Origin of the sequence: Catellatospora sp. KI3 (assembly GCF_029948125.1) — a bacterium.
Classification (GTDB): domain Bacteria; phylum Actinomycetota; class Actinomycetes; order Mycobacteriales; family Micromonosporaceae; genus Catellatospora.
Genome location: NZ_JASAMB010000029.1, coordinates 61,605 through 86,780 on the forward strand (window position 1 = coordinate 61,605; position 25,176 = coordinate 86,780).

General features: G+C 71.0%; 20 protein-coding genes. 3 read left to right on the forward strand and 17 right to left on the reverse strand.

Annotation, left to right across the window (positions count from 1 at the left end; genetic code table 11):
- Window positions 1–141: 141 nt before the first annotated feature.
- The 12 genes from obgE to QEZ54_RS32175 all read right to left on the reverse strand — a co-directional run bounded on the left by obgE (window position 142) and on the right by QEZ54_RS32175 (window position 15,953).
- The gene (obgE, locus tag QEZ54_RS32120; RefSeq protein WP_281308512.1) at window positions 142–1,698 is read right to left on the reverse strand and encodes a GTPase ObgE; all 1,557 of its coding nucleotides are present in this window, start codon (window positions 1,696–1,698) and stop codon (window positions 142–144) included.
- 297 nt (window positions 1,699–1,995) lie between these two features.
- On the reverse strand, window positions 1,996–2,253 hold the full coding sequence (gene rpmA / locus QEZ54_RS32125) for a 50S ribosomal protein L27 (protein WP_217403588.1): 258 nt from the start codon (window positions 2,251–2,253) through the stop codon (window positions 1,996–1,998).
- A gap of 7 nt (window positions 2,254–2,260) precedes the next feature.
- Window positions 2,261–2,575: a 50S ribosomal protein L21 gene (gene rplU, locus QEZ54_RS32130; RefSeq protein ID WP_212826604.1), complete on the reverse strand. Its 315-nt coding sequence runs from the start codon at window positions 2,573–2,575 to the stop codon at window positions 2,261–2,263.
- 202 nt (window positions 2,576–2,777) lie between these two features.
- Entirely contained in the window at window positions 2,778–3,248 is a 471-nt protein-coding gene (locus QEZ54_RS32135; protein WP_281308513.1) for a hypothetical protein, read from the reverse strand.
- A gap of 127 nt (window positions 3,249–3,375) precedes the next feature.
- The gene (locus tag QEZ54_RS32140) at window positions 3,376–3,924 is read right to left on the reverse strand and encodes a hypothetical protein (protein ID WP_281308514.1); all 549 of its coding nucleotides are present in this window, start codon (window positions 3,922–3,924) and stop codon (window positions 3,376–3,378) included.
- Window positions 3,925–4,047: 123 nt separating this feature from the next.
- A complete protein-coding gene (locus tag QEZ54_RS32145; RefSeq protein WP_281308515.1) occupies window positions 4,048–6,573 on the reverse strand; it encodes an Rne/Rng family ribonuclease in 2,526 nt (841 codons plus the stop codon).
- 258 nt (window positions 6,574–6,831) lie between these two features.
- Window positions 6,832–7,587 carry a TIGR03936 family radical SAM-associated protein gene (locus tag QEZ54_RS32150; RefSeq protein ID WP_281308532.1) on the reverse strand — a complete coding sequence of 252 codons (756 nt, stop codon included), beginning with the start codon at window positions 7,585–7,587 and terminating at the stop codon, window positions 6,832–6,834.
- A 46-nt stretch (window positions 7,588–7,633) separates the two neighbouring features.
- On the reverse strand, window positions 7,634–9,586 hold the full coding sequence (locus QEZ54_RS32155; RefSeq protein WP_281308516.1) for a TIGR03960 family B12-binding radical SAM protein: 1,953 nt from the start codon (window positions 9,584–9,586) through the stop codon (window positions 7,634–7,636).
- A gap of 55 nt (window positions 9,587–9,641) precedes the next feature.
- Complete coding sequence (locus QEZ54_RS32160) at window positions 9,642–10,340, reverse strand: lysophospholipid acyltransferase family protein (protein ID WP_281308517.1); 699 nt, start codon at window positions 10,338–10,340, stop codon at window positions 9,642–9,644.
- 168 nt (window positions 10,341–10,508) lie between these two features.
- Window positions 10,509–11,231 carry a hypothetical protein gene (locus QEZ54_RS32165; protein WP_281308518.1) on the reverse strand — a complete coding sequence of 241 codons (723 nt, stop codon included), beginning with the start codon at window positions 11,229–11,231 and terminating at the stop codon, window positions 10,509–10,511.
- Window positions 11,232–11,421: 190 nt separating this feature from the next.
- The gene (ileS, locus tag QEZ54_RS32170) at window positions 11,422–14,541 is read right to left on the reverse strand and encodes an isoleucine--tRNA ligase (RefSeq protein ID WP_281308519.1); all 3,120 of its coding nucleotides are present in this window, start codon (window positions 14,539–14,541) and stop codon (window positions 11,422–11,424) included.
- A 245-nt stretch (window positions 14,542–14,786) separates the two neighbouring features.
- Window positions 14,787–15,953, reverse strand: coding sequence for a Fic family protein (locus QEZ54_RS32175; protein WP_281308520.1), 1,167 nt, complete (start codon window positions 15,951–15,953; stop codon window positions 14,787–14,789).
- Between the two features lie 328 nt (window positions 15,954–16,281).
- Between QEZ54_RS32175 and QEZ54_RS32180 the strand changes: the two genes are divergently transcribed.
- Complete coding sequence (locus QEZ54_RS32180; protein ID WP_281308521.1) at window positions 16,282–16,911, forward strand: PASTA domain-containing protein; 630 nt, start codon at window positions 16,282–16,284, stop codon at window positions 16,909–16,911.
- 161 nt (window positions 16,912–17,072) lie between these two features.
- Here the strand turns inward: QEZ54_RS32180 and ndk are convergent, their stop codons facing one another.
- On the reverse strand, window positions 17,073–17,483 hold the full coding sequence (gene ndk, locus QEZ54_RS32185; RefSeq protein WP_281308522.1) for a nucleoside-diphosphate kinase: 411 nt from the start codon (window positions 17,481–17,483) through the stop codon (window positions 17,073–17,075).
- 194 nt (window positions 17,484–17,677) lie between these two features.
- Here ndk and QEZ54_RS32190 point away from each other — a divergent pair, with 194 nt between their 5' ends.
- Window positions 17,678–19,135, forward strand: a complete 1,458-nt coding sequence (locus QEZ54_RS32190) for a VOC family protein (protein ID WP_281308523.1) — start codon at window positions 17,678–17,680, stop codon at window positions 19,133–19,135.
- A gap of 6 nt (window positions 19,136–19,141) precedes the next feature.
- Here QEZ54_RS32190 and QEZ54_RS32195 read toward each other — a convergent pair whose 3' ends face one another.
- The 3 genes from QEZ54_RS32195 to QEZ54_RS32205 all read right to left on the reverse strand — a co-directional run bounded on the left by QEZ54_RS32195 (window position 19,142) and on the right by QEZ54_RS32205 (window position 23,602).
- The gene (locus tag QEZ54_RS32195) at window positions 19,142–19,588 is read right to left on the reverse strand and encodes a DUF4233 domain-containing protein (protein WP_281308524.1); all 447 of its coding nucleotides are present in this window, start codon (window positions 19,586–19,588) and stop codon (window positions 19,142–19,144) included.
- Window positions 19,589–19,610: 22 nt separating this feature from the next.
- On the reverse strand, window positions 19,611–20,882 hold the full coding sequence (locus tag QEZ54_RS32200; protein WP_281308533.1) for a folylpolyglutamate synthase/dihydrofolate synthase family protein: 1,272 nt from the start codon (window positions 20,880–20,882) through the stop codon (window positions 19,611–19,613).
- A gap of 89 nt (window positions 20,883–20,971) precedes the next feature.
- The gene (locus QEZ54_RS32205) at window positions 20,972–23,602 is read right to left on the reverse strand and encodes a valine--tRNA ligase (RefSeq protein WP_281308525.1); all 2,631 of its coding nucleotides are present in this window, start codon (window positions 23,600–23,602) and stop codon (window positions 20,972–20,974) included.
- A gap of 86 nt (window positions 23,603–23,688) precedes the next feature.
- On the opposite strand from QEZ54_RS32205, the gene QEZ54_RS32210 reads away from it, so the two are divergent.
- Window positions 23,689–24,423 (forward strand): hypothetical protein, encoded by a 735-nt coding sequence (locus QEZ54_RS32210; RefSeq protein WP_281308526.1) that lies wholly within the window; start codon window positions 23,689–23,691, stop codon window positions 24,421–24,423.
- Window positions 24,424–24,575: 152 nt separating this feature from the next.
- Here the strand turns inward: QEZ54_RS32210 and QEZ54_RS32215 are convergent, their stop codons facing one another.
- A complete protein-coding gene (locus QEZ54_RS32215; RefSeq protein ID WP_281308527.1) occupies window positions 24,576–25,106 on the reverse strand; it encodes a hypothetical protein in 531 nt (176 codons plus the stop codon).
- Window positions 25,107–25,176 lie beyond the last annotated feature (70 nt).

The following is a 25,176-nucleotide window of genomic DNA, read 5'->3' on the forward strand; positions in this document are numbered from 1 at the left end:
TATCCAGGGCATGTTTCGAGAGTGTTTCACACTCCGCACACCACCCACGTCACCCCGAAAGAAAAGGAAGGGTCCCTTCTTAACGCTTTGCGTAGAAGAAGGGGCCCTTCTTAACTTCTGCGATCCCGTGGTGCTCCGCGCTCAGCGGTTCTCGTCGCTCCTGTGGGCGGCCGCGTCGGCGTCGGTCTCGTCGTAGTCGTCGAAGTCCGCGTCGTCGTCGCGCTCGCCGGCCGGGTCGGTGAGGTCGGCGTCGAGGTCGTCCTCGAGCCACTCGTCGCCGGCCGTGTCACCCTCTTCGCGCTGGCGGCGCGCCTTGCGGGCGGCCAGGCGGTCGGCGGCGTTGGGCCGGGTCGGCTCGCCGTCGATGCGGATGTCGGTGCCCCGGTTGCCGGGCACGTAGTCGGCGCCGGCATAGATCGTGGGCTGCCAGTCGAACTCCATGGTGCCGATGCGCACCGGGTCGCCCGGCTGCGCGCCGAGCTTGGCCAGCTTGGCCTCGACCCCGAGGCGGGCGAGCCGGTCGGCCAGGTAGCCGACAGCCTCGTCGTTGTCGAACGTGGTCTGCCGCACCCAGCGCTCCGGCTTGGCGCCGCGCACCACCCAGACCCCGGCCTTGTCCTGCGCGATCTCGAAGCCGTCGTCGTCGACCGCCTTCGGGCGCAGCACGATGCGGGTCGGCTCCAGCACCGGCTTGGCGGCGCGGTGCTCCTCGACCATCCGGGCCAGCGCGTAGATCAGCTCCTGCAGGCCCTCCCGGGTGGCGGCGCTGACGGAGTAGATGGGCCAGCCGTACTTCTCCAGGTCGGGGCGGACGATGTCGGCCAGATCCCGCCCGTCCGGTACGTCGATCTTGTTGAGCACGATGATCCGGGGCCGGTCCTCGAGCCCGCCGTACTGCGCCAGCTCGGCTTCGAGGGCGTCGATGTCGGCGACCGGGTCGCGGTTGGGCTCCAGCGTGGCGGTGTCGACGACATGCGCCAGCACCGCGGTGCGCTCGATGTGCCGCAGGAAGTCCAGGCCCAGGCCCTTGCCGTCGGCCGCGCCCGGGATCAGCCCCGGCACGTCGGCCACGGTGTACGTCTGCTCGCCCGCCTGCACCACGCCGAGGTTTGGCACCAGCGTCGTGAACGGGTAGTCGGCGATCTTGGGCTTGGCCGCCGAGATGACCGAGATCAGCGACGACTTGCCCGCGCTCGGGAAGCCCACCAGGCCGACGTCGGCGACGCTCTTGAGCTCGACCACCACGTCCAGCCGGTCACCCGGCTCGCCCAGCTCGGCGAAGCCGGGCGCCTTGCGCCGCGAACTGGCCAGCGCGGCGTTGCCCCGGCCGCCCCGGCCGCCCCGGGCGATCTCCAGGGTGGTGCCGGTGCCCACCAGGTCGGCGATGACCTCGCCGTCGGTGGTCTGCACCACGGTGCCGTCCGGCACCTTCAGCACCAGGTCACCGCCGTTGGCGCCCTCGCGGTTGTTACCCGCGCCGCCCTTGCCGTTCGGCGCCTTGAGGTGCGGGTGGAAGTGGAAGTCCAGCAGCGTGTGCACGTTCGGGTCGACGACCATCAGGATGCCGCCGCCGTGCCCGCCGTTGCCCCCGTCCGGGCCGCCGAACGGTTTGAACTTCTCCCGGTGGATGGAGACGCAGCCGTGCCCGCCGTCACCCGCCTGCAGGTGCAGCACCACGCGATCCACGAAGGTCGCCACGTTTCCATCCTCCAGCTATGTAGATCTAAGTCAGCATATGCCCGCTGTGCGGGCGTGCTCGCACCCTCTGGCGCGAGCCCCCCGATACAGCACCCCGCCCGGTCCGGACATGCCCGAACCGGCCTGGGACGCGCGCCACAACTGCGCGCGGTGCGCTTCGGTTGGCTGCAGTTCCCGGGAAAGTGCAGGAATCTCGGCCAAGATTCGTGCACTTTCCCCGAAACTGCTGCAGACCGCTCACGGGAGGAACAGAAAAGGGCGGGAAGGCGCAGCGCGCCTTCCCGCCCTTTTCGACGATCAGCCCTCGACCGGGACGATGCTCACGGTCTTGCGGCCGCGCTTGAGGCCGAACTGCACCGCGCCGTGCGCGAGCGCGAACAGCGTGTCGTCGCCACCGCGGCCGACCAGGTCACCCGGGTGGAACTTGGTGCCACGCTGACGGATGAGGATCTCGCCGGCCGACACGACCTGACCGCCGAAGCGCTTCACGCCGAGCCGCTGGGCGGCGGAGTCGCGACCGTTGCGCGAGCTGGATGCACCCTTTTTATGTGCCATCTCAGGCCTACTTCCCGCTCTTGATGCCGGTGACCTTGACCTGGGTCAGCGGCTGACGGTGACCCTGCCGCTTGTGGTAGCCGGTCTTGTTCTTGAACTTGTGGATCCGGATCTTCGGGCCCTTGGTGTGGGCCACGACCTCACCGGAAACAGAAACCTTGGCAAGCTTCGCCGCGTCGGTCACCAGGTCGCTGCCATCAACGAGCAGCACTGCGGACAGCGCCACCGCGTCGCCGGGCGCGCCCGCGAGCTTCTCGACCTCGATCACGTCGCCCTCGGCGACCTTGTACTGCTTGCCGCCGGTCTTGACGATCGCGTACATGGGACGCGGACTCCTGTCGTAGCTCTGGCGGATGACTGCGCTCGGCGCGTCCTGGCCGAAGAAACGGCTGGCACACACGCACGCATGCGGCGCCTGTAAGAGCACCGCAGAGAAGACTACGTCATGGCCTGCCCGATGCCCAAACCGGGCGGCCTGTCGGCACGGCGCGGGTGAACCTGCTCACCCGCGCCGTGCCCGCGGCTCACTTGCCGCAGATGGTCTTGACCTTCTCGCCGGCGGCGGAGAACTCCGGCGTCGACAGGGCGGCCTGGATCTTGGTGACGTCGCCGTTGGCCTGGCCGACGGCGGCCAGGCCGCTCCCCAGCGTGGCCAGGTCGGCCTGCACGGCCGCCTTCAGGTCGGCGTCGGCGATCGCGGCGGCGTCCTTGCCGTACGCCGTCTGGAAGGCCGTCAGGTCGGCCAGCAGCTGGGTCGCGGCCTCCTTCTGCCCGGCCGGGTCGGTCAGCTTCGGCAGCAGCGCCGTGAACTTGGCGGTGAACTCGTCGGTCGCCTTGGTCAGGTTCGCGCAGGCGGTCGCCTTGTCGACACCGGCCGGAGAGCTGGCGGCCGACGGAGCGGCGCTGGCACCCGGGTTGTCGACCGGGGTGTCGGCGCAGGCGGCGGCGCCGAACAGCGCCAGGCCCAGGGTCGCGGCAGCGAGAATGCGTCGCATCAGGGGTTCCTTCGGGATAGCGGGGTTAACGGACACTGCTGCCCGGGTGACTGCTTGGGCAGCATGGAGAACCCATACCCACCGACGGCCGGACGATACCGGACAGTCGGCGGGTATGGGTCGGAGGTCAGGCAGACGGGCAGATCTTGTCCAGGGCCTCGCCCGCGGCGGTGAGGTCCGCGCTGAACAGGATGTCCTGGATCTTCGACGGGTCCTTGGCCAGCTGCTGCGGGTCGGCAAGCGCCGCCTGCGAGGCGTCCAGCGCCTTGGTCATGTCCCCCAGCGCCTTCTGCAGCGCCGGGTCGGCGGCCTTGGCCGCCTCGGCCTTGAGCGCGGTCGACAGGGTGGTGTAGTCCTTGGCCAGGTCGTCGAGGAAGGCCTTCGCCTTGGTCGAGTCGCTGAGCGCCTCGCCGGCCTTCTGCGCCTTGGTGACGATGGTGGTGGCGAACGTTTCGCCCGCCTTGTTCACGGCCGCGCAGACCGACTTGGCGTCGGCCGTGCCGGTGCCGGTGCCCGTGGTGACGGCGGCGCTCGCGGCCGCGCTCGGGTCCGTGGTGCCGGCGGAGGCGGCCGCGGAAGCGGACGGCTGGGCGTCGGTCGTCGCGGTGTCGGCACAGCCGGCCGCGGCCGCGGTGAGGGTCAGGCCCAGGGTGACGGCGAGCAGAACGCGTCGCATCGTTGGAGTTCCTCCGAAACGGGGGCGGACAGCGAACTGCCCGGGGTCGTGGCAACGTACCCCGGGCAGCTTACGCAGTTCGTGCGACAGCGCATCTCCAACCGCGCATGCCGTACCGATTCGTTACGGGCGGGTGCGGCGGCGCCCGCCGCGCCGGGTGCGCCGACGCGTGGGCACGTCAGCGGCGTCGTCGGCGTCGCCCTCGTCCGTACCGTCACCGTCGTCGTCGGCGTTCTCGTAGCGGGACAGGTCGTACCCGGCGGTGTCGTAGTAGCCGGGGTCTTCCGGCGTGCTCTTGGGCGCGGGCTGCGCCGGGGCCGACTTGACCTGCACCGGGGCCGGCTGCTGCACCGGCGCCGGGGCGGCCGCCCTTCGGTCGGATACCGGCTCCGTGTGAATGATCACACCCCGGCCCTTGCAGTGCTCGCACGGCTCGCTGAACGCCTCCAGCAGCCCGGCGCCGATGCGCTTGCGCGTCATCTGCACCAGGCCCAGCGAGGTGATCTCGGTGACCTGGTGCTTGGTCCGGTCCCGGCCCAGGCACTCGGTGAGCCGCCGCAGCACCAGCTCGCGGTTGCTCTCCAGCACCATGTCGATGAAGTCGATGACCACGATGCCGCCCAGGTCGCGCAGGCGCAGCTGCCGCACGATCTCCTCGGCCGCCTCGAGGTTGTTGCGGGTGACCGTCTCCTCCAGGTTGCCGCCCGCACCGGTGTACTTGCCGGTGTTGACGTCCACCACCGTCATCGCCTCGGTGCGGTCGATGACCAGGTGGCCGCCCGAGGGCAGGAACACCTTGCGGTCCAGGCCCTTGAGGATCTGCTCGTCGATCCGGTACGTCGCGAACACGTCCGAGACGCCGGTGTGCCGGTGCACCCGGTCCACCAGATCGGGCGACACGTGGTGCAGGTACGACTGGACGGTCTCGTAGGCGTTGTCGCCCTGGACCACCAGCTCCTTGAAGTCCTCGTTGAACAGGTCGCGGACCACGCGGACGACCAGGTCGGGCTCGCCGTACAGCAGCGCGGGGGCGCCGCCCTCGGCCGCGCGGGCCTGGATGTCCTCCCACTGGCCCTGCAGCCGCTTGACGTCGCGGGCCAGGTCCTCCTCGGAGGCGCCCTCGGCGGCGGTGCGCACGATCACGCCGGCGCCCTCGGGCACCAGCTTCTTCAGGATGTCGCGCAGCCGCTTGCGCTCCACATCGGACAGCTTGCGGCTGATGCCGGAGGCGTTGCCGTTGGGCACGAACACCAGGTGGCGGCCGGACAGCGCGACGTGGCTGGTCAGCCGGGCGCCCTTGTGACCGAGCGGGTCCTTGGTGACCTGCACCAGCACCGAGTCGCCCGAGCGCAGTGCCTGCTCGATGGAGCGCGAGCGCCCCTCCAGCCCGGCCGCGTCCCAGTTGACCTCACCGGCGTAGAGCACGGCGTTGCGGCCCCGGCCGAGGTCGACGAAGGCGGCCTCCATGCTGGGCAGCACGTTCTGCACCTTGCCGAGGTACACGTTGCCGACCATGGTCGCGGCCGAGGCGCGGGTGACGTAGTGCTCCACGAGCACGCCGTCCTCCATCACCGCGATCTGGGTGCGGTCGGGGTTCTCCCGGATCACCATGACCCGGTCGACCGCCTCGCGGCGGGCCAGGAACTCGGACTCGGTCAGGATCGGCGGGCGGGTCCGGCGCTGCTCGCGGCCGTCCCGGCGGCGCTGGCGCTTGGCCTCCAGCCGGGTCGAGCCGGAGACGCCCTGCACCTCGTCGCTGACGGCACGCGGCTCGCGGATCCGTACGACGGTGTGCACGCCGTCCTCGGCGCCGCCGTCCTCGTCGCCCGCGCCCTTGCGCCGACGGCGGCGGCGCCGCCGCGTCAGCGGCTCCTCCTCGTCGTCGGCCTCTGCCTCGGCCTCGACCGGCTCGCCGGCCTCCTCGTCGGCCAGCTCGTCACTGGTGCCCTTGCCGCGGCCGCGGCCGCGGCGACCACGACGGCGGCGGGCACGGCCGTTCTCGCCGTCTTCGTCGTCCTCGTCCAGCTCGGCGGCGGCCTCTTCCTCGGCCTCGGCGACGGCGACCGGCTCGGCCTCCTCGCCGCGGCCGCGGCGCGAGCGGCGGCGACGGCGACCGGACTCGGCCGGCTCCGCCTCCTCCTCGGCGCGGGCGTCGGCCTCGGCGGTCCGGGGCTGCTCGGCGCGGGGCTGCTCAGCACGCGCCTGCTCGGTGCGGGCCTGCTCGGCACGGGCGGCCTCGGGGGCCATGAACAGCACGGAGATGGCCGGGCGGCGCGGCGCGGGCTCCTCGGCGGGCGCCGCGGCGAGCTCCTCCTCGGCCTCGGCCTGCTCGGCCAGCTCCGCGGCGTCCTGCTCGGCCGCGGCGACCGCGCCGGGCACGGACAGGACCGGCGCGGCGGCCGCTACCGGAGCTTCTGTCTCCTCCGACACAGACTCGCCGGAGATGTCAGCTTCCGCCGCTTTCTTACGGCGACGGGTGGCCTTCTTCACCGGCGCGGCGCTCTCGGCGTCGGCGTCCGGTTCCTCGGCCGCGGCGGTGCGCTTGCGCGTGCGGCGACGGACGGTCGCCTCCGCCGGGGCCTGCTCCGGCTGTGCGGCGTCCTCGGACGTCGGCGCGTCGGGCGTAGAGCTGGCGTCGGTGCTGGTCACGCCGCTGTCTGCGCGCTGCGCGTCCGCGTCGTGCGATGGCTGTGCGCCATAGGTTGCGTCGTCGGCGTTGTCGGGCCGATCCGCGGGCTCGTGGTCGAGCATCCGGCTGTTCTCCAGTTCTGGCACCCCCGGGCGCGTAGACGAACGCAGCCACTCAGGAGCACCGGTGTTTTCCGTCGTTCCACCGGCCCGAGCGCCAGGTCAGGCGCTACGGGCCGGCTTTGCGCCGAAGTCTGCCGACAGCGTTAGCCAAGCGGGCTAACGCTCGCCGATAACGACGGGGTCGCGGTCCGCCTCGAGCGGATCCACGATCTCCCCCTGCGGGGTCAACGTGCCCTGTGCCAGCCGGGTCGCCCGCGCACTTCGCAGTGAGTGGGGCGCCGACGGCTCCAGGTCGGCCACCACGCGCAGGCCGGACAGGACGTCATCGGGTCGCACGGAGGGAGTGACCTGCCGCACGACAAGGTCGAGTATCGCACACGGCGCGGTCTCGACCACGCCAGGTGGCCGGGTCTGTGACCGGACAGCCGCGATGTGCACCACGGCGTCCCTGGTGTCGAAGGTGCGGCGGCCCTGTTTGGTCATACGTTCGACCAAAATCTCACTCTGCGCGACGAACGCCGCCACCGCGGTAGCCAACTGGTCGTCGCCGACACCCGGAAGCTCGATACGCCACTGCGAGGCGGTGATCCGGTCGGCCAGACTGCCCGGCACGGTGGCCTCGACGGCCTCCAGCACGTCCAGGCCGGGCGACAGCGACCCGTCCAGCGCCTTGACCAGCTGCCCCGGCTCGACCCGCTCGCGCAGGCCCAGCTCAAGGTACTCCGCCTCCGAGGCCACCCCGGTCGGGGCGGCGCTGGCGTAGGAGATCTTCGGGTGCGGGGTGAACCCCTGCGAGTACGCGATCGGCACCCCCGCGCGCAGGATCGCCCGCTCCAGCGCACGGGCGAAGTCCCGGTGCGAGGTGAAGCGCAGCGGACCGCGCTTGGCGTAGCGCAGCCGCACCCGCTGCACGACCGGGGCCTGCCCGCCCTCGGGCTGGTTCTTCGGCTTTCCCACGTCAGGCTCCCGCGGGCACGCGCAGGCCGGTGTTGACCGGCGTGAGGGGCAGCAGCTTGCGACCGGTCGGGCCGATCTGGATGCTGGTGTCCATCGACGGGCAGACGCCGCAGTCGAAGCACGGGGTCCAGCGGCAGTCGTCCTGCTCGTACTCGGTCAGGGCGTCCTGCCAGTCCTGCCAGAGCCAGTCCTTGTCCAGGCCCGAGTCCAGGTGGTCCCAGGGCAGCACCTCGGCCTGCTCGCGCTCGCGGGTGGTGAACCAGTCCAGGTCCACGCCGAGGCCGGGCAGCACCGCGGCGCAGGCGTCGACCCAGCGCCGGTACGAGAAGTGCTCGGTCCAGCCGTCGAAGCGGCCGCCCTGCTCCCACACCTCGCGGATGACCGCGCCGACGCGGCGGTCGCCCCGGGCCAGCAGGCCCTCGATCAGCGACGGCTCGCCGTCGTGGTACCGGAAGCCGATGGCCCGGCCCAGCGACCGGTCGGAGTTGATCTCCTGCTTGAGCGCGCGCAGCCGTCCGTCGATCACCTCGGGGCGCTCCATGGCGGCCCACTGGAACGGGGTGTGCGGCTTGGGCACGAACCCGCCGATCGACACGGTGCAGCGGATGTCCTTGGAGCCGGTCGCCTGGCGGCCCGACTTGATCACCTCGTGCGCCAGGCGCGCGATCTGCAGCACGTCCTCGTCGGTCTCGGTCGGCAGGCCGCACATGAAGTACAGCTTCACCTGCCGCCAGCCGTTGGAGTACGCGGTGACGACGGTGCGGATGAGGTCCTCCTCCGTCACCATCTTGTTGATCACCTTGCGGATGCGCTCGGAGCCGCCCTCGGGGGCGAACGTCAGGCCGGTGCGGCGGCCGTTGCGCGACAGCTCCTGGGCCAGGTCGATGTTGAAGGCGTCCACCCGGGTGCTGGGCAGCGACAGCGACACGTTGGTGCCGTCGTACTGGTCGGCCAGACCCTTGCAGATGTCGCCGATCTCGGAGTGGTCGGCGCTGGACAGCGACAGCAGGCCCACCTCGTCGAAGCCGGAGAACTCCAGCCCCTCCTTCACCATCTGCCCCACGGTGGTGATCGAGCGCTCGCGCACCGGACGGGTGATCATGCCCGCCTGGCAGAACCGGCAGCCGCGGGTGCAGCCTCGGAAGATCTCGACGGCGAACCGCTCGTGCACCGTCTCGGCCAGCGGCACCAGCGGCTTCTTCGGGTACGGCCAGGCGTCCAGGTCCATCGTGGTGCGCTTGTGCACCCGGAACGGCACACCCGGGCGGTTGGGCACCACGCGCTGGATGCGGCCGTCGGGCAGGTAGTCGACGTCGTAGAAGCGCGGCACGTACACCGACTCGGTCCTGGCCAGGCGCAGCAGCAGCTCGTCGCGGCCGCCGGGGCAGCCCTCGCTCTTCCACGCGGCCACGATGTCGGTGATCTCCAGCACCGCCTCCTCGCCGTCGCCGAGCACGGCGGCGTCGATGAAGTCGGCGATGGGCTCCGGGTTGAACGCCGCGTGCCCGCCCACGACCACGATCGGGTGCGACTCGTCGCGGTCGGCCGCCAGCAGCGGGATCCGGGCCAGGCTCAGCTCAGTCAGCATGTTGGTGTAGCCGAGCTCGGTCGCGAAGGACAGGCCGAACAGGTCGAAGTCGCCGACGGCGCGGTGCGAGTCGACGGTGAACTGCGGCACGTCGTGCTCGCGCATCAGCTTCTCGAGGTCGGGCCAGACGGCGTAGGTGCGCTCGGCCAGGGTGTCCTCGCGCTCGTTGAGCACCTCGTACAGGATCTGCACGCCCTGGTTGGGCAGGCCCACCTCGTACGCGTCGGGGTAGGACAGCACCCAGCGCACCGTGGCCGACTCCCACGGTTTCACGACAGCGCCCAGCTCACCGCCGACGTACTGAATCGGCTTGCTGACCAGAGGCAGCAGGAGCTCAAGCTGGGGAAAGACGGAGTCGCCACGCATGGGTATCAAGGGTACGCGCTCGCCCGGGGCCGGCCGACCCCGGGCGATATAAAGCCTACTGTCCGGTTTGTTCCTCGGTGGACTGCCGCTTGGGCGCGTACTTGGCGACGTACTCCTGGCCGGTCAGGCCCTGGATCGCCATCATCACGGTGTCGGTTATCTCACGTGCCGCAGTGCTCGCCGACTCGGCGTCGCGCCACGCGCCGACCTCGATGGGCTTGCCGAACTTGATGGTGACGTCGGTCGCGCGCAGGTTGGGCAGCGCCTGGCCGATGGGCTGGACCCGCTCGGTGCCGATGGTGCCCACCGGGATGATCGGCACGTCGGCGGCCAGGGCCAGCCGGGCGACGCCGGTGCGGCCGCGGTAGAGGCGCCCGTCCGGGGAGCGGGTGCCCTCCGGGTAGACGGCGACCAGGCCGCCCTCCTGCAGCACCGGGATCGCGGCGTCGAACGCGCTCAGCGCGGCCCGCCCGCCGGAGCGGTGCACCGGGATCGCGCCCAGGCCGCCCATCAGGTTGCGGAAGAACACGCCGCTCAGGCCCGTACCCGTGAAGTAGTCCTCCTTCGCCCAGAAGGAGATGTGCCGCGGCACCGCCGAGCCGAGGAAGAACTCGTCGGCGACGGAGAGGTGGTTGCCCGCGAAGATGGCACCGCCCGTGGCGGGGATATGCTCCTGCCCCTCGATCCGCGGCCGCCAGGCCAGCTTGACCGCGGGCGCCACAGTCCACAATCCGACCGTATAGAGCACCGGCACTTTCTGCCTCCATAGGGTATGAGCTCGCCGGGCGATGAACTTACCGTAGTCCCCTGAACAGGCCCACACCGCCGCAACGCGTCAGCCGCGTCGCCCACGCTCTGGGATGCGAAAGGCCGGCACGGCGACGTCGCGCCGCACCGGCCCAGGGCGATCTGGACCGCCGGACTACTTCATCAGCGCGCCGAGGTCGAACACGTCCGCCTCAGCCGGAGCCTTCAGCTCGTCGAACTTGGCACCGAAGTCGGTGAAGTCGATCTGGCCCTCGCCGGCCGGGCCGGCCAGGCGCAGCGGGTACGGCTCGCCGGTGGTGGCCACGTACAGGCTGCCCTTCTCGGCGCCCTCGGTCAGCGCGATCGCCGAGGCGCCGTTGATGGTCTCGACCTTGCCCTTGCCGATGGTGCCCTCAGGCTTGAGCAGCTCGTTCACGTCAGCGATCTTGAAGAAGTCGCCGAACTCCTTGTTGTCGGCGGGCACCTTGATCCACTTGGTGCCGACCAGCTTGCCCAGCGCCGCGCCCTGCTCGCCCATCTGCGAGGTCCAGAACGCCTCGTCGGCCTTGAAGTACGTCGCCCCGCCCACCGACAGCAGGTCGATCGAGGCGCCGCCCATGGTGATGGTGCCGACGATGTCCTTGCCCGCGACGCGGATGTCGAGCTTCATCTTGTTCTCGGTCATCTCGCCCTTGATCCGGTACGAGCCGGCCTTGCCCAGGGCGTCCTTGGCCTTGGTCAGGATCTCGGTCGCCTCGAGCGCCTCAACGCCGTTGCCCGCGGGGGCGACGGAGGTGGCCGCGGACGCGGCGGGCTTCGCACCGTCCGTGTCGTTGCAGCCGGCGAGCAGCACGCCCGCCAGGGCGATCGGGGCAGCGAGAAGCAGCGCTCTGCGCATGATGCGGGTTCCTCCAGACAGGCTGACGCCCCGGTTCCGGGGCGGACGCCCGTGATCGTAGAGCACACCCGCCACCAGGACTAACCGCGTTACCGCAGCGTGCACGGCACGGGGCCGGGGATGACATCCCCGGCCCCGTGAATATCCCCTGCTCCGCGGCCTGTCGGTCGCGTTCCGGAGATATCGGTCACTATCCGCGGCGGGCCACGGCCACCGTGACCTGCTCGCCGTCGCCGACCTCACCGGTGAAGCCGCCCTCGACCGCGCCGAAGTCGACCTCGTCGGCCAGCGTCTCGCCGGCCACGAACTCCCGGTGCGCGGTCACCGCGGCGACCACCTCCGGCGAGGCGGCCACGGTCACCGCGATCCGGTCGGTGATGTCCAGGTCCGCCTCGCGGCGGGCCTGCTGCACCGCCCGCACCACGTCGCGGGCCAGGCCCTCGGCGTGCAGCTCGGGCGTCACGGCGGTGTCCAGCACCACCACGCCCGCGTCGGCGGGCAGCGGCGCCGAGTGCTCGGCGTCGGCGGCGACCAGCTTCAGCTCGTACTCCCCCTCCTGCAGGGTGACCCCGGCGGCGACCGGGGCGCCGTCGACCAGCGACCACTCCCCCGCCTTGACCGCCTTGATCACCTGCTGCACCGAGCCGCCCACGCGCGGCCCGAGCACCCGCGGCACCACGGTGAGCACCTGCTCGCAGTGGCCGGTCAGGTCGTCGGAGAGCACCACCTGCTTGACGTTGACCTCGTCGGCCACCAGGTCGGCGAAGTCGCGCAGGCCGGAGGCGTCCGCGGTGGCCACGGTCAGCGTGGCCAGCGGCAGCCGCACCCGCAGGCCCTTGGCCTTGCGCAGCGACAGCGCCGCCGAGCACACCTCGCGCACCCGGTCCATCGTCGCCACCAGGCCGTGGTCGGCCGGGAACGACGCCGCGGACGGCCAGTCGGCCAGGTGCACCGAGCGCCCGCCGGTCAGGCCGCGCCAGATCTCCTCGGCCGTCAGCGGCGCCAGCGGCGCGACCACCCGGGCCACCGTCTCCAGCACCGTGTACAGGGTGTCGAAGGCGTCGGCGTCGGCCGCCCAGAACCGGTCCCGGCTGCGGCGCACGTACCAGTTGGTGAGCGCGTCGAGGTAGGCGCGCACGGTGGTGCACGCCGCCGACAGGTCGTAGGCGTCCATCTGGACGCCGACCGTCTCCACCAGCTCGCCGGTCTTGGCCAGGATGTAGCGGTCCAGCACGTTCGTCGAGTCGGTGCGGGTCCGCGCGGTGTGGCCGCCCGCGTTGGCGTACAGGGTGAAGAAGTAGTACACGTTCCACAGCGGCAGCAGCACCTGGCGCACCGAGTCGCGGATGCCCGACTCGTTGACGGCCATGTCGCCGCCGCGCAGCACCGGGGAGCTCATCAGCATCCAGCGCATCGCGTCGGCGCCGTACCGGTCGAACATCTCGTAGACGTCGGGGTAGTTGCGCAGGCTCTTGGACATCTTGCGGCCGTCGGAGCCCTGCAGGATGCCGTGGCTGACGCAGCTGCGGAACGCCGGCCGGTCGAACAGCGCCGTGGCCAGCACGTGCATGGTGTAGAACCAGCCGCGCGTCTGCCCGATGTACTCGACGATGAAGTCGCCCGGGTAGTGGTTCTCGAACCACTCGGTGTTCTCGAACGGGTAGTGCACCTGCGCGAACGGCATCGAGCCCGACTCGAACCAGCAGTCCAGCACCTCCGGCACCCGGCGCATGGTGGCCCGGCCCGTCGGGTCGTCCGGGTTCGGCCGGGTCAGCTCGTCCACGTACGGCCGGTGCAGGTCGGTGACCTTGACGCCGAAGTCCTCCTCCAGCTGCGCCAGCGAGCCGTACACGTCCACGCGCGGGTACGCCGGGTCGTCGGAGACCCACACCGGGATCGGCGAGCCCCAGAACCGGTTCCGGCTGATCGACCAGTCGCGGGCGTTGGCCAGCCACTTGCCGAACGAGCCGTCCTTGACGTGCTCCGGCGTCCAGCTGATCTGCTGGTTGAGCTCCACCATCCGGTCCCGGAACGCGGTCACCTTCACGAACCAGCTCGACACCGCCTTGTAGACCAGCGGGGTGTCGCAGCGCCAGCAGTGCGGGTACGAGTGCGTGTAGGTCTCGTGCCGCAGCACCATGCCGCGGTCCTTCAGCTCGCGGATGACCGCCTTGTTCGTCTCGAACACCTGCTGGCCCTCGTACGGCGGCACCAGCGCGGTGAAGCGCGCCCGCTCGTCGACGGTCACCACGGTCGGGATCCCGGCCGCCAGGCAGGTGTTCTGGTCGTCCTCACCGAACGCCGGGGCCAGGTGCACCACCCCGGTGCCGTCCTCGACCGTGACGAACTCCGCGCCCAGCACCTGGAACGCGTTGTCGCCCGCGTGGTTCACCAGGTACGGGAACAGCGGCGCGTACCTGCGCCCGACCAGGTCGGCGCCCTTGACGGTGCCGGTCCGCTCGTACCCCTCCAGCTCCTTGGCGTAGTAGTCCAGCCGCGCCGCGCCCAGGACCAGCTTCTCGCCGTCCTTCTCCAGCACCGCGTAGTCGATGTCCGGCCCGACGGCCAGCGCCAGGTTGCTCGGCAGCGTCCACGGGGTCGTGGTCCAGACGGCGACCTTCTCGCCGGTCTCCAGCTGGAACTTCACCGCCAGGGTGGGGTCCTGCCGGTCCTTGTACACGTCGTCCATGCGGGTCTCGGTGTTCGACAGCGGCGTCTCGCACCGCCAGCAGTACGCCAGCACCCGGAAGCCCTCGTAGACCAGGCCCTTGTCGTACAGGGTCTTGAAGGCCCACATGACCGATTCCATGTAGTCCAGGTCGAGGGTCTTGTAGTCGTTGGCGAAGTCGACCCAGCGCGCCTGGCGGGTGACGTAGCGCTCCCACTCGTTGGTGTAGCGCAGCACCGAGCTGCGGCAGGCGTCGTTGAACTGGGCCACGCCCATCTCGACGATCTCGGCCTTGGTGGTGATCCCCAGCTGCTTCTCCGCCTCCACCTCGGCCGGCATGCCGTGGGTGTCCCAGCCGAACCGGCGCTCGACCCGCTTGCCGCGCATCGTCTGGTAGCGCGGCACCACGTCCTTGACGTAGCCGGTCAGCAGGTGGCCGTAGTGCGGCAGGCCGTTGGCGAACGGCGGGCCGTCGTAGAAGACGAACTCGTTCGACCCGTTGGCACCGGCGTCGCGCTGCTCCACGCTCGCGCTGAACGTCTTGTCGGCGCCCCAGTAGTCCAGCACGCGCCGCTCCAGCGCGGGCAGGTCGGGGCTTGCGGACACGCCGTCGGCGGCGGCCTCGTGCAGTGGGTAGGCCATCGCGGGCTCCTCGTCACACTCGTCACTGATGCGTACTCAGTGCGAGGACGAGCCTTGTGGGCCCGCGGTACCACCTCGCTTGCCCGTGCCAGGGTGCGCACGGGCCGCTCGTTCGGCTGTGACGGGCCGTACCCGTCCGGTTCTACTGAGACCCGGTCACCCGGGTCCGTTCTTCCGGAGGCTCACCGGTGATGGCCGGGTCGATGCCTGTGCGTCCAGATTACCGCCGCCCCACGCGCCCCGGTCTACCGGGTTTCCGCGCGTCGCCTGTCCCGCTCGATCTCCCGGTATGGCTCCCGCATCGGCTTGCGCACCGCGTCCATCGAGGCCAGATGCGCCTCCTTCGCGACCCCGTCGATCAGGTACACCCGCGTCGCGGCGTTCCCTCGCGCCCGGACCAGCCCGTTCTTGACCAGCGCCTGTACATCGCGGATGGCCTGGTCCCGGGTGAGGTTCTCGTCACCCTGGTAGGTCGTGCGCCGCATCTCGCCCAGCGCGGCCGCGTACAGCGCCGACACCACCCGCTCCGGCAGTCCGCGCTCCGCGGCGACCTGCTCCAGTTCACGCCACAGCCGCGCCGAGTAGTCCACCCGCCGCTGCACCAGCTGCGCCTGCTTGTGGTGCGCGGTCAACGCGAACCGCAGCCACGGACGCGCGTCCCGCTCCGGCTGGAAGGAACCGCCCTGCGTCTCCTGAAGTGCCTGGTAGTACTGCACCGTGTGCACCTGGTCGCCGAGCCACTGCTCGATCGAGGAGAACTCCGGAGCGAGCACTCCGTCCCGGGCGAGCACCAAGGTGTGCAGGCAGCGCCCCATCCGTCCGTTGCCGTCACGCCACGGATGGACGCAGACCAGGTTCAGGTGGGCCATCGCCGCTCTCACCAGGGCGGGTTGGCCGAGATCGCCCTCGTTCAGCCACTCCACCAGTTCCCGCATCAGTCCGGGGACCTGGTCGGCGTCGGGACCGATGTAGGCGGGTTCGAGCGGGTCGCTGCCCGTCACGTAGATGCCGCCGGCGCGGTACCGGCCCGGCCATTTCGGCATGTTGTATTTGAGGATCATGAAGTGAAGGCTCGACAGCAGCATCTCTCCGTGCGAGAAGTTGGCCATCAGCGGTGTCTGCTGCACAAAGGTCATGGCATCGCGGTAACCCAGGATCGCCGCCTGGGTCTGCGCGTCGACCTCGGCCGAGAGCGTCTGCCCTTCGACCGCCGCCCGGGCATCGGACATGCTGACCGTGATCTGCTCGATCGTGTTGGAGCCCTGCACTGCCGCTGCGAACAGTTCCCGCCGGAGCTGTCCCGTCCAGTGCGGCCGGGCACGCACGTGCAGCTGGAGGTCGCGGCGCATCTGCTCGATCTCGCCGAGCACACTCAGATCGTCATCGTCCAGCTTCGGCGTCTGCAGCAGCATTATGCGATGCTACTACTTCTGTAGCATCCTCGCATGCCCTTGCCCAGCCGCGCGGACCTGTTAAATCTTTGCCCCGGCGGGCTCGGAGTGCGGTTGGTCCCCCAGCGCGGGAATCGGACACCAGACCCGTTCCTCCACTGTGTACGGCATCCCGCCAGCGCGTACGTGAGTGAGCTGATTCGCTGCACAAGTGGGCTGACCGTTCGGTGAGCGTGGATGCTACCCAACGGTCTAGTGACCGCACCGGCCCGAGCGGCCATCATGTCCGGTGTTCGCATCCGCTGCCAAAGCAGCTCGCGGACACATAGGACACAACGAGAGGCACGAAGTGTCAGACTCCGACTACACCACCCCCGACGAGCCGGCTTCGACGCCGAAGCCCGCCGACGAAGGCGCGGCCGACCCCAAGCCCGCCACCCCGCCGCCCGCTCCGGCCGACGACAAGGACGGCGACGAGGACAAGGACGGCAAGGACGACGACAACAACGGCGGGCGCAAGCGCTGGCTGCTGCTGCTCCTGCTGCTCCTGCTCATCCTGCTCCTGCTGCTCTGCGGCGGCTTCGCGTACATGAAGTGGTGGAAGAAGAGCGACGACCCGAACAACACCTCGGGCACCGCTTCGCCTTCGGCTGTCGTCGCCACCACCGCCGCCGCGACCAGCCCGTCGCCGGCCGCGCCGTCGCCCAGCCCCACCGCCGCGCCGTCCCCGAGCCCGAGCCCGGCGGCGCCGGTGCTCGTCGCCGTGCCGAACGTGGTCGGCAAGAAGGCCGCCGAGGCGGAGAAGATCCTGGCGGCCGCGGGCTTCACCAACGTGAAGTTCGTCGGTGACGACGGCAAGGAGCTGACCCTGCTGGTCAGCTGGAAGGTCACCAAGCAGACCCCGGCGGCCGGCGAGAAGGTCGCCGCCGACACCGAGATCGTGCTGACCTGCACCTCGGTCAGCAACGGCAAGGGCTGACGCCTTCGCCCCACGCACACGCCTTCGGCCGCCACCGCACTGCGGTGGCGGCCGAATCCGTTCCGCCCCTCGCCGGTCAGGCCGAGGCCGTCCGGGGTCAGCGCCGAGGCACCGCGGTACGCGTAGGTGGCTGTCGGCATGGCGGCCACCGTAGGCGCCGGTTACGACAGTTCGGGGAACCAGAGCTTGATCTCGCGCTCGGCCGACTCGGTCGAGTCGGAGGCGTGCACGAGGTTCTCGCGGTTGGACAGCGACAGGTCGCCGCGGATGGTGCCCGCGGCCGCGGCCCGGCCGTCGGTCGCGCCGACCAGCGCGCGGATCACGGCGATCGCCTGGTCGCCGGAGACGACCGCGGCCACCAGCGGACCGGACGTCATGAACGTCTTGAGCGGCGGGTAGAACGCCTTCTCCACGTGCTCGGCGTAGTGCGCGTCGGCCAGGTCGGCGTCCATGGTCCGCAGCACGAGGGCGTCGAGGCTCAGGCCCTTGCGCTCGAACCGCGTCACGATCTCGCCCACCAGGCCACGGCGCACGGCATCGGGCTTGATCAGCACGAGCGAACGTTCCGACACGGATCCTCCTTGAACGCGACACATGGTCCGACCTGCGGCGATGCGAGGCCGGTTCACCAGCCTACCCGCCTGCACTTTCCTCGATCGACGGACCCGCCTATGGTTGCCATGAGGACGCAGCGTCGCCGCGTGACGGCGGGCTGTGGGGGGACGACTCGCACTGCCCAGCGCCACTTGGATAGGGGAGGCCGAGCTTGGCACGGTTGGGGCGCAGACCGGTCCGGCCGGGCCGGGTCACCATCGCGGTCTGCCTGGGCGCGCTTGGCCTGTTCGTCATCTCGATGTCGGCCGGCATGGCCAGCTGGCCGCTGGGCGCCATCGGCGCGGCGATGCTGGTGGTGGCGGTCGCGCTGCTGACCACCGCGTCGATGCGCGGCGCCGACAAGGCGTTCGTCGCGGGCACGATCCACGTCGTGAAGGTCTCCGATCCGCCGCACGGCGAGTTCGGCCGCTGCGAGATGCAGGTGCTGCTCGACGCGCCGGGCCATCCAGGGCAGACGGTCAACATGATCGACCCCAAGGTGCAGGTGCTCAAGTGGCCCGACGTGGGCGACACCCTGCCGGTGCTGGTCGCGGTCGGCGACGCCCGCCGCATCAGGATCCAGTGGGACCGGGTCGGCACGCACGGCGAGCGCTACGCCGCCGACCTGGGCGCCACCTACGTCGAGGACGACCCGCACGCCCCCGGCTACGACAGCGGCTACGAGGACCACTACGTCGACCCGCACCACATCGACGACGACTACAACCTCTACGAGGCGTACTACGACTTCGCCGGCGGCGGCGACGAGACGTATGTCGGCTACCGCGACGAAGACCCGGTGGATCTGGACGCGGTGCCGGTCTCGGCGGTGCCCGTCGAGGCGGTGCCGGTGTCGGCCATGCCGGTCGACGCCGACCGGTCCCGGCGCGAGCCGCCCCGCCCGCCCGCCCAGGCCGCCCCGCCCCCGGCGGAGACGGCACCGATCGACGGCACCCTGGAGCCGCTGTCGCGCCGGCCCAGCCCGCACCACCGGCGCGCCGAGTCCGCCACGGCGGTGCTGGAGGGCGAGCTCGTCGCCGACGTGCCCGCACCGCGCGAGCCCACGCCCGGCGACGTCAGCGCCATCGACTTCTCCGACGTGCCCGAGCCCGCCGCGCCGTCCGCGCCCGCACCCTCCGCCGGCGCGGCCGAGGAGTCCCCGGCTGCGGAGCCCGCCGCACGGACGGCGGCCGCCCACACCGCGGCCGTCGACGACCTGCTGATCGCCAGCCCGCAGGCCCGTCCGGCGGTGGCCAGCTCCATCCACGGCGTCGGCATCACGCTGCTGGTCAGCGACCTCGACCGGTCCCGCGCCTTCTACCACGACCTGCTCGGCTTCTACGAGGTCGACGGCGGACCGGGCAACCTCGTGCTCGCCTCGGGCGAGACCCGGATCGTGCTACGCAAGGCCACCGAGCCGAGCCGCGCCAACCATCGCCTGGTGCACCTGAACCTGGAGGTCACCGACGTCGAGGCGGTGTACGAGGAGCTCAAGGTGCTCGGGGTCAGCTTCGGCTTCGCCCCGCGCGTGGTCAACCAGGGCGAGCGGCTGGAGCTGTGGGCCGCCTCGTTCAAGGACCCCGACGGCCACGGCATCGGCATCATCGAGTGGAAGGCCAAGGCGGCCTAGCCCCGCTCAGCCCAGGATCGTGCGGCGGGTGTGCAGCACGTACACCCAGACGAGGCCGAACACCACGCCGACGGCGGCGAAGGCCCAGTGCATGAACCCCAGCGCGATCAGGCCCACCTGGAACAGCGAGCCGAGCCACCAGCCCCAGCGGTGCCCGAGCGTGCCGGTGATGAGCACGGCGGCCAGCACCGCGAGCAGCACCACGACCATGCTGAAGCTGCTGCTCGACGGTGAGCCCAGCACCCGGATCGGCAGCAGTGCCAGCAGCAGCACCAGCGCCTCCATCACCAGCAGGCCGGCGCCCAGGCCGCGCACCGCCTTGGACGGGTTGCGCAGCCCGCTGGGCTTGCCGCCCAGGGTGAGGCGCAGCTCGCGCTCGGGCGCCTCGCCGGGCGTGTGCCCGGCGGGGCCCTCCGGTGCGGCCCCCGCCGCCGCTTCGCCCGGTCTGGTCATCGAGTCCCCCTGTTTCGCCTGGTCACCGGCGCAGCAGCCGGCGCGCGTCGGCGACCGTGACGACCGAACCGGTGATGAGCACGCCGACCCCGCTGATGCCGGCGTCGACGTCCTCCTCGGCCAGCGCCACCGCCGCCTCGATCGCGTCGGGCAGCTCGGTGTGCACGTGCACCCGGTCCTCGCCGAAGTACTCGCGGGCCAGCTCACCCAGCTGCTCGGCGGGCATGCCCCGGGGCGAGGAGTTGCGGGTGCACACGATCTCGTCGGCGACCGGCTCCAGCAGCTCCAGCACGCCCGGCACGTCCTTGTCCGCGAGCATGGCGACGACGGCGACCAGGCGCCGGAACGCGAACTCCTCGACCAGCGCGGTGACCGTGGCGGTCATGCCGTGCGGGTTGTGCGCGGCGTCGACCAGCACGGTCGGCGCGTTGCGCACCCGCTCCAGCCGCCCGGGCGACGACGCCGTGGCGAAGCCCTCCCGGACCAGGTCGATCTCCAGCTGCCGGTGCTTGCCCGCGCCGAGGAACGCCTCGACCGCGGCGAGCGCCACGGCCGCGTTCTGCGCCTGGTGGGCGCCGTGCAGGGGCAGGAAGATCTCGTCGTACACCCCGCCCAGGCCCTGCAGCCGCAGCACCTGGCCGCCCAGCGCCAGGTTGCGGTCCAGCACCCCGAACTCGCTGCCCTCGCGGGCGATGGTCGCGCCGACCTCGGCGCAGCGGTCCAGGATCGGCTCCAGCGCCTCCTCCGGCTGCGCGGCGCAGATCAGGGTCGAGCCCTCGTGCACGATGCCCGACTTGGCCAGCGCGATGTCCTCGACCGTGTCGCCGAGCCACTCGGTGTGGTCCAGCCCGATCGGGGTGATCACGGTGACCCCGGCGTGCAGCACGTTCGTCGCGTCCTCGGCCCCGCCGAGGCCCACCTCGACCACGGCCACGTCTACGGGCGCGTCGGCGAACGTCGCGAACGCCAGCGCCGTGGTCATGTCGAAGTACGTCAGCGGCTCGTCGCTGCGCGCGTCCAGCAGCTCCGCGACCGGCCCTACCTCCTGGTAGACCGCGGTGAAGCGCTCCTCGTCGACCGGCTGCCCGTCCAGGCTGATCCGCTCCCGGACCGTCTCCAGGTGCGGGCTGGTGTACCGGCCGGTGTGCAGCCCGTGCGCGCGCAGCAGGCTGTCGATCATCCGGGCGGTGGACGTCTTGCCGTTGGTGCCGGTCAGGTGGATCGACGGGTACGCCCGCTGCGGGCTGCCGAGCACGTCCAGCAGCTCCTCGATGCGCCCCAGGTCGAACACCATCCGGGTGAAGCCGCGCTTGTTCAGCGCGGCCTCCGCCTCGGCGTACGTCGGTTCGTTCGCGCCCTCACGAGCGGATGAGCTCACAGAAGTCACCCTAGCGTCGCCAGGGCCGCGTCGATGCGAGTCAGGTCGGCTTGCGCCGTCGCGAGCCGCTCGCGCAGCTTGGCGACCACCTGCTCGGGCGCCTTCGCCAGGAAGCCCTCGTTGCCCAGCTTGCCCGTCGCCTGCGCGATCTCCTTCTCCGCGGCGGCCCGGTCCTTGGTCAGGCGGGCCCGCTCGGCGGCCACGTCGATGCTGCCCCGGGTGTCCAGCGCCACCGTTACGCCGCCCGCGACCGCGACCGTGCCGGTGGCGGTGAACCCGTCACCGGGCTCCTCCAGCCGGGCCAGGAAGCGGATCAGCGGCTCGTGCGCGGCGATGCCGGCACCCGGCAGCCCGTCCAGGCTCGCCGCGACCCGCTGGCCCGGCTTGAGGCCCTGGTCGGCACGGAAGCGGCGCACCTCGGTGACGACCCGCTGCAGCGTCTCCAGCTCGGCCTCGGCCGCGTCGTCGATCAGCGCCGGGTCGGCCGACGGCCACGCCGCCACCATGATCGACGTGTCGCCCTCGGCCCCGTGCAGCGCGCACCACAGCTCGTCGGTGACGAACGGGATGACCGGGTGCAGCAGCTTCAGCAGCTGGTCCAGCACGTGCCCGAGCACCCGCCGGGTGCGGTCGGCGGCGGCCGGGTCCGCGCCGGTCAGCACCGGCTTGGCCAGCTCGACGTACCAGTCGCAGACGTCGTCCCAGGCGAAGTGGAACAGGCTGTCGCAGACCTTCGCGAACTCGTACCCCTCGAAGTACTCGTCGACCTCGGTGATCGTGTGCTGCAGCCGGGACAGGATCCACCGGTCGATCGTCGACAGCTCGGTCGGCAGCGGACCCTGCGTGTGCGCGCCGTTGAGCAGCGCGAACCGGGTCGCGTTCCAGAGTTTGTTGCAGAAGTTGCGCGAACCCTGGCACCACTCCTCCGACACCGGCACGTCCGAGCCGGGGTTGGCGCCCCGGGCCAGCGTGAACCGGGTCGCGTCGGCGCCGAACCGGTCGATCCAGTCCAGTGGGTCGACCACGTTGCCGAACGACTTGCTCATCTTCTTGCCGAACTGGTCGCGCACCATGCCGTGCAGCGCCACGACGTCGAACGGCTGCTTGCCGTCCATCGCGTACAGGCCGAACATCATCATCCGGGCGACCCAGAAGAACAGGATGTCGTAGCCGGTGACCAGGACGCTGGTCGGGTAGAACTTCGCCAGGTCCGCGGTCTGCTCCGGCCAGCCCAGCGTGGAGAACGGCCACAGCGCCGACGAGAACCACGTGTCCAGCACGTCCTCGTCCTGGCGCCAGCCCTCACCCGTCGGCACCTGGTCGTCGGGGCCGACGCAGACGACCTCGCCGTCCGGGCCGTACCAGACCGGGATGCGGTGGCCCCACCACAGCTGGCGCGAGATGCACCAGTCGTGCATGTTGTCGACCCAGGCGAAGTAGCGCTTGCTCAGCTCGGCCGGCTCCACCCGGACCCGGCCGTCGCGCACCGCGTCGCCGGCCGCCTTGGCCAGCGGGCCGGTGTTGACGAACCACTGCAGCGACAGCCGCGGCTCCACCGTCGTCTTGCAGCGCGAGCAGTGCCCCACCGCGTGCACGTACGGCCGCTTCTCGGCCACGATCAGGCCCAGCTCGCGCAGCGCCGCCACCACGGCCGGGCGCGCCTCATACCGGTCCAGTCCCTGGAACGGGCCGTGCACCGTGATGATCGCCCGCTCGTCCATCATCGTGATCGAGGGCAGGTTGTGCCGCTGCCCGATCTCGAAGTCGTTCGGGTCGTGCGCCGGGGTCACCTTCACGCAGCCGGTGCCGAACGCCGGGTCCACGTGCGCGTCGCCCACGATCGGGATGCGGCGGCCGGTCAGCGGCAGCTCCACCTCGGTGCCGATCAGGTGCTTGTACCGCTCGTCGTCGGGGTGCACCGCCACCGCGGTGTCGCCCAGCATCGTCTCGGCCCGGGTCGTGGCGACCACGATCTCGTCGCTGTACCGGATCGAGACCAGCTCGCCCTCGTCGTCGGTGTGCTCCACCTCGATGTCGCTCAGCGCGGTCAGGCAGCGCGGGCACCAGTTGATGATGCGCTCGGCGCGGTAGATCAGGCCGTCGTCGTACAGCCGCTTGAAGATGGTCTGCACCGCCCGCGACAGGCCCTCGTCCATGGTGAAACGCTCACGCGACCAGTCCACCGAGTCGCCCAGGCGCCGCATCTGGCCCAGGATCGCCCCGCCCGACTCCGCCTTCCACTGCCACACCTTCTCGACGAACGCCTCGCGGCCCAGGTCGTGACGCGACAGTCCGTCGGCGGCCAGGCGCCGCTCCACCACGTTCTGGGTCGCGATGCCGGCGTGGTCCATGCCCGGCAGCCACAGCGCCTCGAAGCCCTGCATCCGCTTGCGGCGGATCAGCGAGTCCTGAATGGTGTGATCGAGCGCGTGGCCGACGTGCAGCGAACCGGTCACGTTCGGCGGCGGGATGACGATCGCGAACGGCGGCTTGTCACTCTTGGCGTCGGCGTCGAAGTGCCCGGCCGATACCCACTGCTCGTACCGCCGCAGCTCTACGTCGCCGGGCGTGTAGGCGGCGGCGAGTTCGACAGGCTGGGATGCGCGCGCGTCGCGCGTCGGCTGGGTCTCGGTCACGCGCCAAGTCTACGAAGCTGTCGGGAGTCCACCGCTGGCAGGCCGTCGCTTGCTAGGCTCCGCGAGTCGGCGAGAGGCGGTCAGCAATGTCAGACGAGTCCACGGTACGTCCCGAAGACGGCCCTGTCCTCAGCGGCTCCGACACCGGTGGCGCCCCGGCGCCGACCGGCGACGGCATCCCCGCCTACGCCCGCCCCGCCGTACGCCTGCTGCCCGGCGCGATGACCGACGAACCCGACGACGACGCGCCGAACCCCGGCCGCCGCCGCAAGACCATGCGCATCGCGCTCGGCGCCCTGGGCGTCGCCGCGCTGCTGTCGGTCGTCTTCGTCGGCCCCACCGCCTGGCGGGTGATCCAGCAGAAGGACTCCCAGCTCACCATGCCCGAGCGCATCGGTGAGCTGACCCGCGACGACAGCGACGCGGCCAAGGACACCGCGGGCTACCTGATGACGGCGCTGGCCGCCGACATCGACCTGGACCGCACCGCCAGCGCCATCTACAGCGACCCGGCCGGCCCCGCCAAGAGCATCATGGTGTTCGGCGGCGCCACGACCCTGCTGCGCCCCGAGACCGAGTTCGACACCGTCCTCAAGCTGATGGAGGACGAGACCGGCGGCGTGGCCGGCCTGCACTCGATCGACCCCGGCGACCTGGGCGGCGTGGTCAAGTGCGGCTCCGCCGACAGCACCGAGGGCCAACTCGCCGTGTGCGGCTGGGCCGACAACGGCACCATCGCCCTGGCCCTCTTCCCCAACCGCACCCCCGCCGAAGCGGCCCCCCTCATCCTCCAAATCCGCACCACCACCCTCCACCGCTAACCCCCACGCACCCCCCGACACGTTGATCATGAACTTATGGACGTGTTCGACGGTGTGTCCCCACCCTTGGCGCCGTGATCGATTCGGTGCCGTGGGCGCGGTGCGGATGCCTGGTCGTATGGCGGGTGCGCCAGCCGGCTGAGCAGGACGGGTCAGTTGCAGGCCGTCAGGTGGAGGTGGCTGTGGCTGGCCGGCCCCAACCGTAGAGCTCGGACCAGTTCATCCGCCTCCGCGAGAGCGGCGGCGGCGAATCTGCCGCTGTCCGCCGCGGTCCAGAGATCGTCGGCGTGGGCGAGTACATCCGGCGGAAAGAACAGCTCGAGTTCAATCTGGACGAAGTCCGCGGCGTAGTGCCCGGTATCGCGGTCGGCGGGCTCGTCCTGGGACGACTCCATCGGCTCCCCGTCAACCCACTCCACCGCCGGGATCGCGAACCTCCTGGCCAGCAGCAGTCCGGGACGGTCGTCATCGGGACAGCCCGACTCTCCGAACTCGATGACCAGGGTGTCCGCCTCGACTTCGTTGTGCCATCGGTCGTAGAGCCCGAGCAACGGCACGTGGAGGAAGGCCTGGAACGCACGCCAGGCGAGGTCCACGTCGTGCACCCGGTCCGGCTCGCCACCTTCGGCCGAAACGAACCGTCGCAGCTCTTGTACCCCGTCCCGCCACCACAGACCGGTCATCGCTGCATTCGATCACGCAGATCACCGGATCGCCATGCGAGGCAATGCGCTGTACTGCATTGATCTGAGA

Coding starts and splice junctions, on each gene's coding strand:
- rpmA (WP_217403588.1), bottom strand. CDS start 2,253: ATGGCACATAAAAAGGGTGCATCCAGCTCGCGCAACGGTCGCGACTCC.
- rplU (WP_212826604.1), bottom strand. CDS start 2,575: ATGTACGCGATCGTCAAGACCGGCGGCAAGCAGTACAAGGTCGCCGAG.
- QEZ54_RS32135 (WP_281308513.1), bottom strand. CDS start 3,248: ATGCGACGCATTCTCGCTGCCGCGACCCTGGGCCTGGCGCTGTTCGGC.
- QEZ54_RS32140 (WP_281308514.1), bottom strand. CDS start 3,924: ATGCGACGCGTTCTGCTCGCCGTCACCCTGGGCCTGACCCTCACCGCG.
- QEZ54_RS32155 (WP_281308516.1), bottom strand. CDS start 9,586: ATGCGTGGCGACTCCGTCTTTCCCCAGCTTGAGCTCCTGCTGCCTCTG.
- QEZ54_RS32165 (WP_281308518.1), bottom strand. CDS start 11,231: ATGCGCAGAGCGCTGCTTCTCGCTGCCCCGATCGCCCTGGCGGGCGTG.
- ileS (WP_281308519.1), bottom strand. CDS start 14,541: ATGGCCTACCCACTGCACGAGGCCGCCGCCGACGGCGTGTCCGCAAGC.
- QEZ54_RS32175 (WP_281308520.1), bottom strand. CDS start 15,953: ATGCTGCTGCAGACGCCGAAGCTGGACGATGACGATCTGAGTGTGCTC.
- QEZ54_RS32195 (WP_281308524.1), bottom strand. CDS start 19,588: ATGACCAGACCGGGCGAAGCGGCGGCGGGGGCCGCACCGGAGGGCCCC.
- QEZ54_RS32200 (WP_281308533.1), bottom strand. CDS start 20,882: ATGGTGTTCGACCTGGGGCGCATCGAGGAGCTGCTGGACGTGCTCGGC.
- QEZ54_RS32210 (WP_281308526.1), top strand. CDS start 23,689: ATGTCAGACGAGTCCACGGTACGTCCCGAAGACGGCCCTGTCCTCAGC.
- QEZ54_RS32215 (WP_281308527.1), bottom strand. CDS start 25,106: ATGACCGGTCTGTGGTGGCGGGACGGGGTACAAGAGCTGCGACGGTTC.